The organism is Spirosoma utsteinense (genome assembly GCF_014282275.1).
Classification (GTDB): Bacteria; Bacteroidota; Bacteroidia; order Cytophagales; family Spirosomataceae; genus Spirosoma; species Spirosoma utsteinense.
This window is the reverse complement of the sequence record NZ_VFIA01000051.1, coordinates 16,537-30,532: the sequence shown is the minus strand read 5'-3', so window position 1 is coordinate 30,532 and position 13,996 is coordinate 16,537. Positions and strand designations below refer to the sequence as shown.

Genomic DNA, 13,996 nt, shown 5'->3' with positions numbered 1-13,996 from the left:
GACATTAGTCTGCTGTTTTTCAAGCTGTTGCAGTTCGTCAACGGTCTGGCTGATTTTAGTAGCGTAATCCATAACCAAAGATACGACTTATTGAATTTGATTTAGTATAAGCTAGACAATGAAACCTATTGTGTAATGAGCTGCGGTTTTATAAATAATCGTTTTGATTTTACCTATCTTTTTGATTTCTATAAAGATTCTGGCATAAGCAGTGTGTATAAAGAATTTGAGAAATTCAAAAAAATGTGCGGTGAGGAAATAATGGAGAGACTGTTGTTTAGAAAAGTGATCAAACATTATTTTAATAAAAAACATATAGTTATTGAATTTGATGAAAAAAATAAAATAGGTTTTCCAGATGCTTACGTTAGAGATGGTCATGATATTTATATATTTGAATTTAAAGACGCTTTAATGTCTTCAAAAGCATCGACTTCTTACGATTTTGAAGACATTAAAAAAGACATTGATCTAAAATATATTGAAAATAAAAATGGTAAAAGTAAGGGTGTCAGTCAGATAATTAATAATTTAAAGAAAATTGATTCTGGTTGTTTTGGAGACGACGTTTATTTTGATAAAACCACTTTTTTAAAAAAGGCTAAGGTTTACCCTGTTCTCATTTATACTCATTCTCTCTACACGGCACCCGGAATTAATAGTTATTTAAATAAGAGATTTGATAAAAAGCTAAAAGATGAATTTGTCGATGGTACATTATTTAAGGTGTTTCCATTAGTTATGATTAGCTTAAATTGCTTGGTAGAAAACCAGCAGTTTCTTACGAAGGGACCAATGTGTTTGAAGGAAATAATTATTGATTATACAAAAAAAATAGCTGCAAGGGTGAAGAAGATTGATGGTAATTCAAGCTCTGAGCAGAGTAGGTCAGATTTAATAAATAGTCAAATTACTGCGCATTTAGCACTCGAGGACGAGTATAAGCATATTTTTGATAATTGGTTAAGGAAGAACATCACATCTAAAAGTTCTATGGATTTATTTGAAAACATGGCAAGTGTCAAATAATATGATGCTTTCCTGATTCGGCCCTGATAGACTTGGTTACCACGCAATTCATTGATCACACGGCGTTTGTCGGGTCAGCCGTACACATCCACTCCCTTATCGCTGAGCCTACCGAGTAGCACCTTCACGGCGTCGGTCGTCAGGTTAAGCGAATTGAAACACCAGTTGGTAAACGTCTATATTGACAGACTGGTGTTTCAATATTACAACTAGCAAACATCAATGATAGCCAGTAACACTCAGTTTTTGTGAGGTGTAACCCACAAAAAAAGCCCCCATCAACTGGAGGCTTCTTGTAATCAGGAGATTTTGCAGAGAGAGAGGGATTCGAACCCCCGGACCTGTAACAGTCTTCGGTTTTCAAGACCGACGCAATCGACCACTCTGCCATCTCTCTTTCTGGTGCAAATATACGAGCGTTTGGAGATTTGTCAACCTTTCGCGGGCCATTTTCCGCCAAAACCCGTAGTTTTGTGCCACAATTAAAGCGCTAACGAGCGAAGGTGCGATCGCGTGAATCCGCGCAATGCCTTCATCCTTCGCTCGTTAACGGCTTTCATCTTTCGCTCTGAATGGATACTCTCGAATCCCTCCCCACGCTTGAAACTGCCCGTAAACTGGGCCTGCTGCCCGAAGAGTTTGACCGAATCGCCGAGATTCTGGGTCGCCAGCCCAACTTCACCGAACTGAGTATCTTTTCGGTCATGTGGTCGGAACACTGCTCCTATAAAAATTCCATCGTCTGGCTTAAAACCCTGCCCCGCGACTCCGACCGCATGCTGGCCAAAGCCGGTGACGAAAATGCCGGTCTGGTCGATATCGGGGACGGACTGGCCTGCTCGTTCAAGATCGAGTCGCACAACCACCCCTCGGCGCTGGAACCGTATCAGGGTGCAGCAACGGGCGTCGGCGGTATCAACCGCGATATCTTTACCATGGGGGCCCGGCCCATCGCCCAGCTTAACTCGCTGCGGTTCGGTAGCCTCGACCTGCCCAAGACCCGCCGGTTACTGCGGGGGGTGGTCAAAGGGATCGGCGACTACGGCAATGCCTTCGGTATTCCAACCGTAGGCGGGGAGCTGTATTTCGATGAAAGCTACAACACCAACCCCCTCGTGAACGCCTTCTCGGCGGGTATCGTGGAAGTGGGCAAAGTAGCCAAAGCCACCAGCTACGGCGTCGGTAACCCCGTATTTATCGTCGGCTCGGCAACGGGTAAGGACGGTATCCACGGCGCTACGTTCGCGTCGGAAGATATTTCGGCCGCGTCGACCGACAAGTTGCCGGCCGTTCAGGTGGGCGACCCGTTCATGGAGAAACTGCTGCTCGAAGCCACCCTCGAAATTATCGCTACGGGCTACGTGATCGGGATTCAGGACATGGGCGCAGCCGGTATCATCTGCTCCACCTCGGAGATGAGCGCCAAAGGGGAACACGGCATGATCATCGACCTCGACAAGGTGCCGACGCGTCAGGCCAACATGGCCCCGTTCGAGATTCTGCTGTCGGAGTCGCAGGAGCGGATGCTGGTCGTGATCGAGAAAGGAAAAGAACACATCATTCAGGGTATTTTCGACAAGTGGGACCTGAACTGCGCGCAGATCGGGGAGGTGACGCCGAAGGGTGAGAACGACCTGGGCCGCCTGCATTTCTACCGCTTCGGCCAGCTGGTGGCCGACGTGCCCGCCTATGACCTCGTGCTGGGCGGGGGCGCTCCCCAGTATCACCGCGAGTACAAGGAACCCGCCTATATTAAGGAATACGCGAAATTCGACGTTGACGATGTCGACGACCTCGACGCCGACGACATCCGGAAGGTAGCCGAACACCTGCTGGCTCACCCCAACATCTGCTCGCGCAAGTGGGTCTATGAGCAATACGACTCGATGGTGGGTACGGCCAACCGCAGCACCAACGCCCCGTCTGACGCGGCTGTCGTGCGGGTGAAAGCCGCCGGGATGCCAGCGACCGAGAAATCTATCGTGATCACCGTCGACTGCAACGGCCGCTACGTGAACGCCAACCCGCGTCAGGGCGCGATGATTGCCGTGGCCGAAGCCTGCCGCAACATCGTCTGCTCCGGTGGCGAACCGATTGCGGTTACCAACAACCTGAACTTCGGCAATCCCTACGTACCAGAAGTCTACTGGCAGTTTGTGGAAGCCGTGCAGGGCATGGGCGAAGCCTGCAAACGGTTCAGCACCCCCGTAACGGGCGGCAACGTGAGTTTCTACAACCAGAGCTCCGACGATGGCCCGGTATTCCCGACGCCAACCATCGGGATGCTCGGGCTGATGGAAAACCCGGACCACCGCATGACGATGAACTTTAAGGCAGCCGGTGACCTGATCTACCTGATCGGCCAGTCGACGAACGATCTTGCGTCGTCGGAGTACCTCTACTCATACCGCGACATCAAGGCTTCGCCCGCGCCAGCCTTCACGTTCGACGATGAGTGGCACGTGCAGGAAGGCATCAAAACCATGATCCGCAAGGGCTGGCTTCTGTCGGCGCACGACGTATCGGACGGTGGCCTGTTCATTACCCTGGCGGAGTCGGCCATGACGGGCGACAAAGGGTTCAGCGTCGTTACCGACGACCGGCACCGGCTGGACGCGTTCCTCTTCGGCGAGAGCCAGAGCCGCGTCGTGGTCACGGTTTCGCCCGAACAGCAGCACATCGTAGAAGGCTATCTGAACGATACCGTCATGCCGTTCATGCTGTTGGGAACCGTAACGGATGCGGGTGCCACGACGCCGTTCGTGATCAACGACGCCCCCATCCTGACCCTCGCCGAAGCGAAGAATCTGTATGACAATGCGCTGGGTACCATCATGGCGTAACGGGCGTAGTTCAGCACCCAATACGAACAAGCGTTCAACCACATAAAACCGACCAGCGGCCCTGCGTAGCCTGGCCGCTGGTTCGCCAGCCCGGCCAGGATACGCAGGGCCGCTCGTCTATCAACTGTATGACAACTGATCTAGCCGCGCTGACGCGCAACATCAATACCATTGCCCGGGAGGCCGGGGCGTTTCTGCTTCAGGAACGCAGCAAGTTTCAGTGCGACGCCATCGAATACAAAGGCCTTAACAACCTGGTCTCATACGTCGATAAGGAAACCGAGAAAAAGCTGGTCGAGCAGTTGAGCCAGCTGCTGCCCGAAGCGGGGTTCATCACCGAAGAAGGGACAACGGGGCAGGTCGCCGATCCGTCGGCGCTCAACTGGATCATCGACCCACTCGATGGCACGGCTAATTTCATCCACGACCTGCCCGTGTTCTCGGTCAGCATCGGGCTGGCGCAGGGGAGTACGCCCATCGCGGGGGTGATCTTCGATCCGAACCGCAACGAATGTTTCTCGGCCTGGCAGGGTGGGGGGGCTTATTGCAATGACGAGCGTATCACTGTTTCGCCCGCCACCCAGCTGGGCGAGAGCCTGATTGCCACGGGTTTTCCGTACTATACCTTTGAAAAGATGCAGCCGTATTTACAGATTCTGGAGTCGCTCATGCAGCAAACGCATGGGCTGCGCCGGATGGGGTCGGCGGCCATCGATCTGGCCTATGTAGCTGCCGGTCGGTTCGAAGCCTTCTACGAGTATAACCTCAACTCGTGGGATATGGCGGCTGGCGTACTGCTCGTCCGCGAAGCGGGCGGCATCGTCACCGACTTCGCCGGGGGCGACGAGTTTCTGTTCCGGGGCGACGTCATTGCCAGCTGTGGTATCCACCCGGAACTGATCAGTGTAATCCGGCAGTACTGGGGAAAATGAAAATATAGTTAGGGAGTCGGTAAGTCTATATGTTAGGGAGTCTATAAGTCGGTAAGTCTATAAGTCGATAAGTAGCTGACGCCAGTATACCGCGGGTATATGCCACACTTACCGACTTACCGACTCACCGACTCACCGACTTACCGACTCACCAACTTACCAACTAACCGACTTACCGACTTACCGACTCACCGACTTACCGACTCACCGACTTACCGACTCACCAACTTACCGACTTACCGACTTATAGACTCCCTAAACCATGCAGGATCTGGAAAACCTTCGCTATCCACTCGGCAACTTCGACTTTGGTCAATCCTTTTCGCTGGCCGAGTCGAAACAACACATTGCCACCATCGGCGCGTTGCCTGCCAAACTGACCGAACTGGTTGGGGAATGGGGCGACGACCGGCTCGACACCCCTTACCGGCCCGAAGGCTGGACGGTTCGGCAGCTGGTGCATCACCTGGCCGACAGCCACATGAACGGCTACGTCCGCACGAAGCTGGCCCTGACCGAAGAAAATCCAACCATAAAACCTTACGACGAGGGGGCCTGGGCCGACCTGCCCGACTCCCGGCTGGCTGTAGCGCCGTCGCTGGTCATTCTGGAATCTCTGCACCAGCGCTGGGTCGCGGTGCTCGACGCGCTCGATCTGGCCGGGCTGAAACGCACCTTCCACCACCCCGGCAGCGACCGTATGTTTACCCTGGCCGAGCAGGCCGCCCATTACGCCTGGCATGGCGAACACCACTACCAGCACATCTTCGGCCTGGCTGAACGGAACGGATGGGGAAGCCGTTATGAATGAGAAACGATGAATGAAAAACGAATGGCTCATTCCTCGTTTCTCATTCATCATTTACTTTTCGCAGGCATGCAGGAACTGATTATCGTGCTGATTTTTGCCGTGGCCCTGGGCTACCTGGGTCGGCGGGCATACCGGAGTTTCTCGAAAAAAGAAGCCGGTTGCGGGAAAGGATGTGGCTGTGCGGCTGATTCTGACGCCATAAAACGCCCGATGAAGCAAAAACTACAATTTTAGTAGACTAACATTTTGTCCGTATGATGGTTTGATGATGCAGTGAGCATTCAACGAACCATCGGACTTTTATTTTTTGCCGCGTCGCTGTTCGGCGCTGTCTGTTGCAAGCGTGTCGATACGGAGCTTCCCGTAACGCAGCTTTTCGAGCCTGCCATTGCCGATCCGGTGTCGTTCGTCAAAGCCGACATCACCTTCAACATTCGGGACCTCGAACGGAAGATCAACAAGGCGCTGAACCCCGTTCTGGTAAAAGAAGAAACCTTTGAAGGCCGGAAGGGCGAGGCCTGGCGGCTGCGGGTAGAACGAACGGGGCCGGTCCGGATTAAGTATGCCAATCGTCACGTGTCGTTTTCGGCTCCCTTGCAGGTCTGGTACAGTAATCCCATTGGTTTGCGTAAAGATAAACGAAGCCGGCCGCTCTGCGCGCTGGCCGTTAGTTTTGTCAGCCCATTGAGCGTAGGCCCTAACTGGCGGCTCAACACGCGGGTCCGGCTGGAAAATTACCACTGGATTATGGAGCCCAGCGTCCGCCTGCTCGGCGTAAAAGTTGGGGTGAAGAAACTGGCGGAGAGCCTGCTCGATAAACGCCGGGCCGAGATTGAAGCGGGTATCGACAAGGCGGTCCACGACGAACTGCGGCTCGACCGGGAGGTAAGCCGGATTTGGGGCGACATGCAGAAACCCATGCGGATCAGTCGCCAGCCCGAAGAGATCTGGCTCATTCCCCGGCCCTTCAGCGTGGCCGTGGCTCCCGTAAGCGGTAACGCCAAACAGATTACACTCCCCGTCCAGATTGCGTTTCGGGTCGACACGCGGCTGGGCATGAAGCCGGTCGTCGATCGGCTGGAGCCCCTGCCGCGACTCCTCCGGCGCAACCACCTGCCCGAAGCGGCCCGGCTAGAGGTGCTGGTCCGGGTGCCGTACAGCGATCTGAACCGGGTGCTTGCCCAGTCGCTGAACCGGCAGAAACTCAATCTGGCCGGCGGACATATCAACATCAAAAATGCAACGATCTACGGGGGCGGCCGCTCCCTGATCCTGAAAGCCAATGTAGGCGGGTCGGTCAACGGCAGCCTGTATTTTCGGGGTCATCCGGCCTACGACACGCTCGATAACACGCTGCGCGTCGAAGACATCGACTTCGACGTGGTAACCAAAGAGCGCCTGTTCGCCACGGCCGACTGGCTCCTCCACGACAACCTGCGCGATACGCTCCAGTCGGTGCTCGTGGTGCCGCTGCGGTATCACGTAGCATCGATACCGGAGAAGATCGAAACCGCTTTTGCGCGGGGGAAAGCCGGCCAGAAAACCGCCCTCGACGTCGACGGGTTCCGGCTGGTGCCGCAGCGCATCGTTATCCGGCCGGAGGGTATCGAGATCCTGATCAAAGTGGTTTCCAAAGTCGATCTGGCCGTGAAGCAGCTCTGAGCCGGTCATCCGTTCCGGCGCTGTTGGCCCTTCCCCCAATTACACGGCATTCGGTTTCCAGCGCCATAGGTAGCGGCTGGCGGTGGTCCGGTAGGGTCGCCAGCCATCGGCGATTTCCTGTAGTCGTTTGTAGAGTACCTTGCCCGTCAGCCCCTCCGTCTGTTCTGGATAGGCGAGGATCATACGCTGGCGGATAACGAGATCGTCGATGGGAAAGATATCGGGCCGGTCGAGCACGAACATGAGCAGCATCTCCACGGTCCAGCGGCCAATGCCTTTGATGGGAATCAGGTATTGAACGATCTCTTCATCGGTCATGGGGTCGAAGAAGGGGCGGTCGAGCCGGTTGGTGAGCGAAAAGTCGGCTACGCTCTGGATGTATTTCACCTTCTGCCCCGACAGGCCCGCGCCCCGCAGGTCGTCGAACGAAAGAGCCAGCAGTGCATCGGCTTTGGGGTAGTTATTGGGAAACAGGGCACACAGCCGCCCGAAAATAGCATCGGCCGCCTTGACTGAAATCTGCTGCGAAACGATGCTTTCCAGCAAAGCCAGGTAAACGTCGTTTTCGTAGTCGGTGAAGGCTTTGGGGTTCGGCGTTTCGGCGATGAGCCGGGCCATAACGGGGTCCTGGGCCAGATGGAGAAGGGCTGGGTCGGTCGGTTGCATCGGACAAAGATAATCCAGAGAGTTTATCAGCGGACTAAAGTCAGCGGTACGTACCGCTGACTTTAGTCCGCTGGGTCAATAATCCCAGTGGCGTCGCCTGCCCGATACGTCGAAATGAACCATACGGGGAGCCGACTGATGATACATACCGATGCCCCCCTGATTGGCCGGGTCGCGGCTGTCCACTTTGCTGATGGCTTTGGCAACGATCTGCACATCGGCATCGGTCCAGCGACCATCGTTATCAACGTCGCCAACCCACAGGTCAATCGCCAATCCGCGCTGGTGGTCACTTTTAGGGGCAGACAGTGGCATCAGCCTGTTCAGCCACGGAGGACGGTAGCCCGAAATCATCCAGTAGTCTGGTTTATAACCGGCCTGTACCAGCGCGTTTGTCAGCTGCTTTCGCTTGGCCTGTACCCGGGGCGATAGATGGGAGTAACTAATGTAGCCGTAGGCGGCTGTCAGGAGAGCCACGCTACAAAGGATCAAGAGGAAGGTTTTCATAGTGGAGGAAGTTGATTGGGACTAATCAGATCAAAGCGGTTTGCCGGATGATTTGTCGCGCTGTAGCATCAGCCATTGCTCATAGGCGTCTCTCTGGTAATCACTTCCATCTGTCGATTCGGCTACTTCCTCCATGGAAATAGCTTCTGTCCATTGTTCATCCTCGTCTTCGTCCGGCTTTATCGCCGGTTTATTTTCTAATGACATTTTTTTGTGGATGGATATAAATAAGTGAGCAGGTTCCGGCAAGTTAGTTCATATCACCGGAAGTAGTCCATTCGTTACCGGCAACAGGTCTTTTAGTCGCGTTCATAGTTCCGGCGCAGGCACCGCGCAACGTCGCTGACCAATGCATCGCGAAGTTCATCGTACAGGGACCAGCGGGAGGGCGGGAACAGGTTCGCCGATTTCAAGCTGCTGCCATTCAGCGCCCGGTCGTCGCCCGAGAAAGTTTGCCACTCTGTTGCCCAGCGCTCTGTTTCCCAAACCGCATCGTTCCATAGTTCACGGCCAGTTTCGGCGTCGACCGCGCGCAGCCGCAGGGTCAGTCCGGCACTGACCTCCCGGCGATAGGTTGTCAGGGTGCCGGACACTTTTTCCATAATGTCGACCGTCGTGGAGTCGTTGATCTTCTTTTCGCCCACTTTATAGGTCTGGTTGCTGTAGACCGTCGTGCTGCTCGATGAGGTATTGTCGTTGTAGTCGTCGTAGTCGGTGACGAGCATCTGTACGGCTTCGTGAATGGCATAGCCATCGCCGGCATATTCGGTGGGTGCATACAGGCGAACGAAGGCTGAAGGGGCCGGATTGCGCCCGATCTCGCGCAGTATCATGCCTTCCAGGTGCAGGTTGTCTGTCGGGCTGATCTGGTTCGTTGCCCCGAGGGGTTCCACGACTACACGCAGGATGGCGAAGGGCAGGACATCCTCCGATTTGGCGAGGGTCTGTCGGTAATTGGGTACCCACTCGGCGGCCTTCCGGTAGTTGAGGTAGGCCTCTTTAGCCGCCCGCCGGTCGGTTTCGCGGTAGGCGAAGGCCTCCTCGGCTACCCGGTAGCGATCCGCAGCCGCCAGTTCGCGGGTGTCAAGCTGGCGGGCACTATATGACGTTGGGTAGCTGGTAAGCCAGTCGGCGCAGGTGGTGCATTTTAGCGCATTGTCGGTCAGGGCCTGTAGGGCTTCGTATTCGGCATGAACGGCTTCCCACCGGAAGGGTTCGGGGTTTTCGGACGACGACAGCCGCCTGATCCTTGTCTGGTGCTGCTCGTAGCCTCGAACAAAGGCTTTCTCCAGCACTAGCGAAGCTAATCCGTGGCCGCGCCTGGAGAGGCCGGGCCCCTGCCTGAGCCGCTCGGCGGCTTTCCGGACCGCCACGTCATACTGGCCCCGCTGAAGGGCTGTTTTGCCACTGCTGCAGGCGGACATCAGCAGGGCGATCATACCGGAGAAAAGAAACAGGCGGATCATGGTAAAGCCAGTCTGGATGGCCGATACCGGGTTTCGGGTTGTTTGGCTACCCTGGCACCTAACCGTCGATAAGCTACGATTTTCTGAACAGTTAGACAACAGCCGTGGTAATACGTTTATCTTTGGCCAATTCTTTTTTACGACACCCTATGTCGAAACACCGACGCTTTCGTTCGGCTGAAAAAAACTTCGGTACTTCGCCCGGAACGCTCACCTACATCGGTGAAGAAATTGAACACGCGATCAAGATCAAACGCATTGAATACAACGCTACCGACTACCGCGTTGATGACAGCAGTAAACTCAGCGCCTGCCGCCTGCCCAGCGATAAAACCCCGTATGTCAACTGGCTCAATGTCGACGGTATCCACGATCCGAAAGTAGTGTCGGCGCTGGGGCAGCAATACCGCCTGCACCCGCTGCTGCTCGAAGACGTCATGAATACCGAGCAGAAACCCAAAATCGACCTCTACGACGACACGCCCATCCTGCCCGATGCATCGGCCAATGGTCATTCCCTTCCGGACGGACAGCCCGCCGAGGGTATGGTCAGTGACACGGTGATGTTCGTCACCCTCAAGATGCTGCACCACAGCCGACAGCGGCAGGAGATCGATATCGAACACATCAGCCTGGTGCTGGGCAAAAACTACCTGATTTCGTTCCAGGAAGAGCGTACCAAAGATATCTTCGAGCCGGTCATCGAACGCATCAAAGCGTCGGCGGGCAAGACCCGGCGTAATGGGGCCGACTACCTGATGTATGCGCTTATGGACGTGATCGTCGACCATTATTTCGTCATTACCGATCACATCGGCGATAAGATGGAGGAAGTGGAAGACCAGATCGTTCAGCAGCGGGCCAGTCAGGAAACCCTGAGCACGCTCTACGTGCTGAAACGGGAGCTGGCGCTCATCCGCCGAACGGTCTACCCCCTGCGCGATGTGGTCGGAACCCTGCTGCGCGAGGAGTCCGACCTCGTCCGGAAATCGACGCTGCCCTACCTGCATGATTTGGCCGACCACGTCAGCCAGATCATTGAAACACTCGACTCCCACCGCGAACTTATTGCGGGACTGATGGACGTGTATTATTCGATCGTCAGCAACCGGATGAACTCGGTCATGAAAACGCTCACCATCGTATCGGCCATTTTTATACCCCTTACGTTTATTGCCGGTATCTACGGCATGAACTTCGACAATATGCCCGAACTCCGCACCCGAACCGGTTATTTCTGGGCATTGGGGATCATGGCCGCTATCGCCATCGGCGAAATTATTTACTTCAAACGACGCGGATGGATGTGAGGGGAGGAAGTCGGCAAGTCTCTAAGTCAGTCATAAGTCATAAGTCGTAAGTCTCTAAGTGGCTGACGCACAGCAACTCACCAACTCATAACTTAGAGACTTACGACTCACCAACTCACCAACTTACGACTTAGAGACTTATGACTTGCTGACTTATGACTGACTTAGAGACTTATGACTCACGACTGACTGACTTAGAGACTTATGACTCACGACTGACTGACTTAGAGACTTAGTGCCATGATTACTGAAAACATCCCCTCTATTCATCCCCACTGGCTGACTGATTCCCGGCAGCCGCTCGACCCGGAACAGGCGGCCAACACCGTATTTTTCGCCATCAACGGCGAACACCACGACGGGCATGCCTTTGTGGGGGAGTTGTACCGAAAAGGTGTCCGCCAGTTTGTTGTCGAACGGTCGGCGCTCAGCCCGGACCGGCGCGATGAGTTCGCTGCCTATGCCGACGCGCAGTTTACTGAAGTCGACAGTAGCCTGACGATTCTGCAACGCCGGGCGGCTGAACACCGGCACCAGTTTCGGATTCCGGTTGTCGGGATAACGGGCAGCAACGGCAAGACCATCGTTAAGGAGTGGCTGGCCCAATTACTGGCCGACGAGTTCGTCATTGCCCGAAGCCCCAAGAGTTACAATTCACAACTGGGCGTTCCGCTGTCGGTGCATGAACTGGACGCACAGCATACCCTGGGAATCTTCGAGGCCGGTATTTCCCGGCCCCAGGAAATGGCCGCGCTGGAAGCCATCATCCGGCCAACCATCGGCATTTTTACGAACATTGGCACCGCCCACGACGAAGGCTTTCGCACTCGCAAGCAGAAGATTGCCGAGAAACTGCGGCTCTTTATCCATGCCGACACGCTGATCTATTGCGTTGACTATGCCGATATCGATGAGGAGGTGCGCATGCTCCTTAAAGCCGTCAACGCCGATGTTCAACTGGTCACCTGGTCATTGACAGGTCGGGAAGCTACCTATTCGGTTGAGCAGAAAGACGGTAAACTGCTGATCGGGAAAGCGTCGGACAACGCCGGACCCGAGTCCTACCAGCTGCCTTTCGACGATGCCGCTTCGGTAGAGAACCTGATCCATTGCCTGATAACGGTCAAAACCCTGACAACGATCGGGCCCCACTCGCTGCAAAACCGCCTGAATCGGCTCCGGCCGGTGTCGATGCGGCTCGAACTGAAGGAAGGGATCAACAACTGTATCCTCATCGATGATTCATACAACAATGATGTGGCAGGACTACAGCTTGCTCTCCGGTTTCTGAATCAGCAAAACACCCGGCAACAGTCGGTTGTGATTCTGTCCGACGTGTTGCAGTCGGGGCAGCGCGACGATGCGCTGTATGAGCAGGTGGCCGACCTGATGCGGGCGGGCAACGTTACGCAGTTCGTAGGGATTGGGCCGGTGGTGTATAAAAATGCCCGTTTCTTTCCCGACGGAAGCCAGTTCTACGCCGACACGAATGCCTTTCTGACCGATTTCCCGTTTGCCAGCCTGCGTGATGCGGCTGTGCTGGTGAAGGGCGCGCGGCCTTTTTCGTTCGAGCGGATCGTAAGCCGGTTGCAGCGGAAGGCCCACGGTACGGTCCTCGAAATCAACCTCGACGCCCTGACGGGTAACCTGAACTATTACCGCGAAAAAGTAGGGGCCCAGACAAAAGTTATGGTGATGGTGAAGGCATTTGCCTATGGCAGCGGCAGTGCCGAAGTGGCTCAGTTGCTCCAGTATCACCGGGTCGACTACCTCGCCGTGGCCTACGCCGACGAAGGGGTTTCGCTGCGGCAGAACGGCATTACGCTGCCTATCATGGTGATGAACCCCGCGCCCGAGACCTTTGCTGCCCTGCGCGAGTACCGGCTCGAACCGGAACTGTTCAGCCTGAAACTTCTCCGCGAGTGGGGCCAGTTTGTCGAGCGGGAAAATGCAGGGGTTCATGCGTTGGGGACCGCCCTGCCTAAAACGCTCATCCATTTGAAGATCGATACCGGCATGCACCGGCTCGGGTTCCTTGAAAGCGAACTGCCCGCCGTGATCACCTACCTGAACGGCCTGCCCACCCTGCAGGTAGCGACCGTGTTCAGCCATCTGGTTGGAGCCGACGAGTCGCAGTTCAACGCCTTTTCGCAGCAGCAGTACGAGTTATTCGTGCGCTGTTCGGCCACACTGGAAGCGGGCCTGGGTTACCAGCCAACGCGACACCTGCTCAATTCGGCGGGCATCGTTCGGTTTCCGGACTATAAACTGGACATGGTACGCCTGGGCATTGGCCTGTATGGCGTAGAACCGAGCCGGATCGACAAAGCGGCTGTGCAACCCGTTGGCACGCTCAAGACCACCATCAGTCAGATCAAGCGGGTACCGGCGGGCGAGACGATAGGCTACAGCCGCCGGGGCCTGCTCGACCATGACGCCTGTATTGCTACGCTGGCCATTGGCTATGCCGATGGCTACGACCGGCGCCTTAGTAACGGCGTTGGCTCGGTCTGGGTGAATGGCACGCTCTGTCCTACCGTGGGCAGCATATGCATGGATATGACCATGATCGACGTGACGGCAGCATCGGCGGCTGAAGGCGACGAAGTAATCATCTTCGGCAGCGACGTTCCAATCACTACCCTCGCCGACCGGATCGGCACGATTCCCTACGAAATCCTGACCAGCGTCAGCGAACGCGTAAAACGGGTGTTTGTGAAGGAGGGGAATTAGGGAAGGGAAGGGAGGAAAGGGAGGAAGGGAGGAAGGG

12 protein-coding genes and 1 tRNA gene are annotated in these 13,996 nt (G+C 55.2%); 8 read left to right on the top strand and 5 right to left on the bottom strand.

The window, feature by feature from the left end:
• Positions 1-135 precede the first annotated feature (135 nt).
• On the top strand, positions 136-1,029 hold the full coding sequence (locus FH603_RS24700) for a hypothetical protein (protein ID WP_186741288.1): 894 nt from the start codon (positions 136-138) through the stop codon (positions 1,027-1,029).
• 312 nt (positions 1,030-1,341) lie between these two features.
• On the opposite strand, the gene FH603_RS24695 is transcribed toward FH603_RS24700, so the two are convergent.
• Positions 1,342-1,426 (bottom strand) — tRNA-Ser (locus FH603_RS24695).
• A gap of 175 nt (positions 1,427-1,601) precedes the next feature.
• On the opposite strand from FH603_RS24695, the gene purL reads away from it, so the two are divergent.
• The 5 genes from purL (at position 1,602) to FH603_RS24670 (ending at position 7,277) form a co-directional block, all read left to right on the top strand.
• Positions 1,602-3,872: a phosphoribosylformylglycinamidine synthase subunit PurL gene (purL, locus tag FH603_RS24690; RefSeq protein WP_186741285.1), complete on the top strand. Its 2,271-nt coding sequence runs from the start codon at positions 1,602-1,604 to the stop codon at positions 3,870-3,872.
• Positions 3,873-4,000: 128 nt separating this feature from the next.
• The gene (locus FH603_RS24685) at positions 4,001-4,804 is read left to right on the top strand and encodes an inositol monophosphatase family protein (RefSeq protein ID WP_186741283.1); all 804 of its coding nucleotides are present in this window, start codon (positions 4,001-4,003) and stop codon (positions 4,802-4,804) included.
• 262 nt (positions 4,805-5,066) lie between these two features.
• The gene (locus FH603_RS24680) at positions 5,067-5,615 is read left to right on the top strand and encodes a YfiT family bacillithiol transferase (RefSeq protein WP_186741280.1); all 549 of its coding nucleotides are present in this window, start codon (positions 5,067-5,069) and stop codon (positions 5,613-5,615) included.
• A gap of 21 nt (positions 5,616-5,636) precedes the next feature.
• Positions 5,637-5,849 (top strand): FeoB-associated Cys-rich membrane protein, encoded by a 213-nt coding sequence (locus tag FH603_RS24675; protein WP_244968030.1) that lies wholly within the window; start codon positions 5,637-5,639, stop codon positions 5,847-5,849.
• Positions 5,850-5,888: 39 nt separating this feature from the next.
• Positions 5,889-7,277, top strand: coding sequence for a DUF4403 family protein (locus FH603_RS24670; protein ID WP_186741278.1), 1,389 nt, complete (start codon positions 5,889-5,891; stop codon positions 7,275-7,277).
• A 39-nt stretch (positions 7,278-7,316) separates the two neighbouring features.
• Here FH603_RS24670 and FH603_RS24665 read toward each other — a convergent pair whose 3' ends face one another.
• The 4 genes from FH603_RS24665 to FH603_RS24650 all read right to left on the bottom strand — a co-directional run bounded on the left by FH603_RS24665 (position 7,317) and on the right by FH603_RS24650 (position 9,916).
• Positions 7,317-7,943 (bottom strand): DNA-3-methyladenine glycosylase family protein, encoded by a 627-nt coding sequence (locus FH603_RS24665; RefSeq protein WP_186741276.1) that lies wholly within the window; start codon positions 7,941-7,943, stop codon positions 7,317-7,319.
• A gap of 75 nt (positions 7,944-8,018) precedes the next feature.
• Positions 8,019-8,450, bottom strand: coding sequence for a DUF882 domain-containing protein (locus FH603_RS24660; protein ID WP_186741274.1), 432 nt, complete (start codon positions 8,448-8,450; stop codon positions 8,019-8,021).
• Between the two features lie 30 nt (positions 8,451-8,480).
• Positions 8,481-8,657, bottom strand: coding sequence for a hypothetical protein (locus FH603_RS24655; protein WP_186741272.1), 177 nt, complete (start codon positions 8,655-8,657; stop codon positions 8,481-8,483).
• A 92-nt stretch (positions 8,658-8,749) separates the two neighbouring features.
• A complete protein-coding gene (locus FH603_RS24650; RefSeq protein ID WP_186741270.1) occupies positions 8,750-9,916 on the bottom strand; it encodes a hypothetical protein in 1,167 nt (388 codons plus the stop codon).
• 149 nt (positions 9,917-10,065) lie between these two features.
• Between FH603_RS24650 and corA the strand changes: the two genes are divergently transcribed.
• Both corA and FH603_RS24640 read left to right on the top strand, forming a co-directional pair.
• Complete coding sequence (corA, locus tag FH603_RS24645; protein WP_186741268.1) at positions 10,066-11,226, top strand: magnesium/cobalt transporter CorA; 1,161 nt, start codon at positions 10,066-10,068, stop codon at positions 11,224-11,226.
• 240 nt (positions 11,227-11,466) lie between these two features.
• Positions 11,467-13,959: a bifunctional UDP-N-acetylmuramoyl-tripeptide:D-alanyl-D-alanine ligase/alanine racemase gene (locus FH603_RS24640; RefSeq protein WP_186741266.1), complete on the top strand. Its 2,493-nt coding sequence runs from the start codon at positions 11,467-11,469 to the stop codon at positions 13,957-13,959.
• Positions 13,960-13,996: the final 37 nt, after the last annotated feature.

Coding starts and splice junctions, on each gene's coding strand:
- FH603_RS24700 (WP_186741288.1), top strand. CDS start 136: ATGAGCTGCGGTTTTATAAATAATCGTTTTGATTTTACCTATCTTTTT.
- purL (WP_186741285.1), top strand. CDS start 1,602: ATGGATACTCTCGAATCCCTCCCCACGCTTGAAACTGCCCGTAAACTG.
- FH603_RS24685 (WP_186741283.1), top strand. CDS start 4,001: ATGACAACTGATCTAGCCGCGCTGACGCGCAACATCAATACCATTGCC.
- FH603_RS24680 (WP_186741280.1), top strand. CDS start 5,067: ATGCAGGATCTGGAAAACCTTCGCTATCCACTCGGCAACTTCGACTTT.
- FH603_RS24675 (WP_244968030.1), top strand. CDS start 5,637: ATGGCTCATTCCTCGTTTCTCATTCATCATTTACTTTTCGCAGGCATG.
- FH603_RS24665 (WP_186741276.1), bottom strand. CDS start 7,943: ATGCAACCGACCGACCCAGCCCTTCTCCATCTGGCCCAGGACCCCGTT.
- FH603_RS24660 (WP_186741274.1), bottom strand. CDS start 8,450: ATGAAAACCTTCCTCTTGATCCTTTGTAGCGTGGCTCTCCTGACAGCC.
- FH603_RS24655 (WP_186741272.1), bottom strand. CDS start 8,657: ATGTCATTAGAAAATAAACCGGCGATAAAGCCGGACGAAGACGAGGAT.
- FH603_RS24650 (WP_186741270.1), bottom strand. CDS start 9,916: ATGATCCGCCTGTTTCTTTTCTCCGGTATGATCGCCCTGCTGATGTCC.
- corA (WP_186741268.1), top strand. CDS start 10,066: ATGTCGAAACACCGACGCTTTCGTTCGGCTGAAAAAAACTTCGGTACT.
- FH603_RS24640 (WP_186741266.1), top strand. CDS start 11,467: ATGATTACTGAAAACATCCCCTCTATTCATCCCCACTGGCTGACTGAT.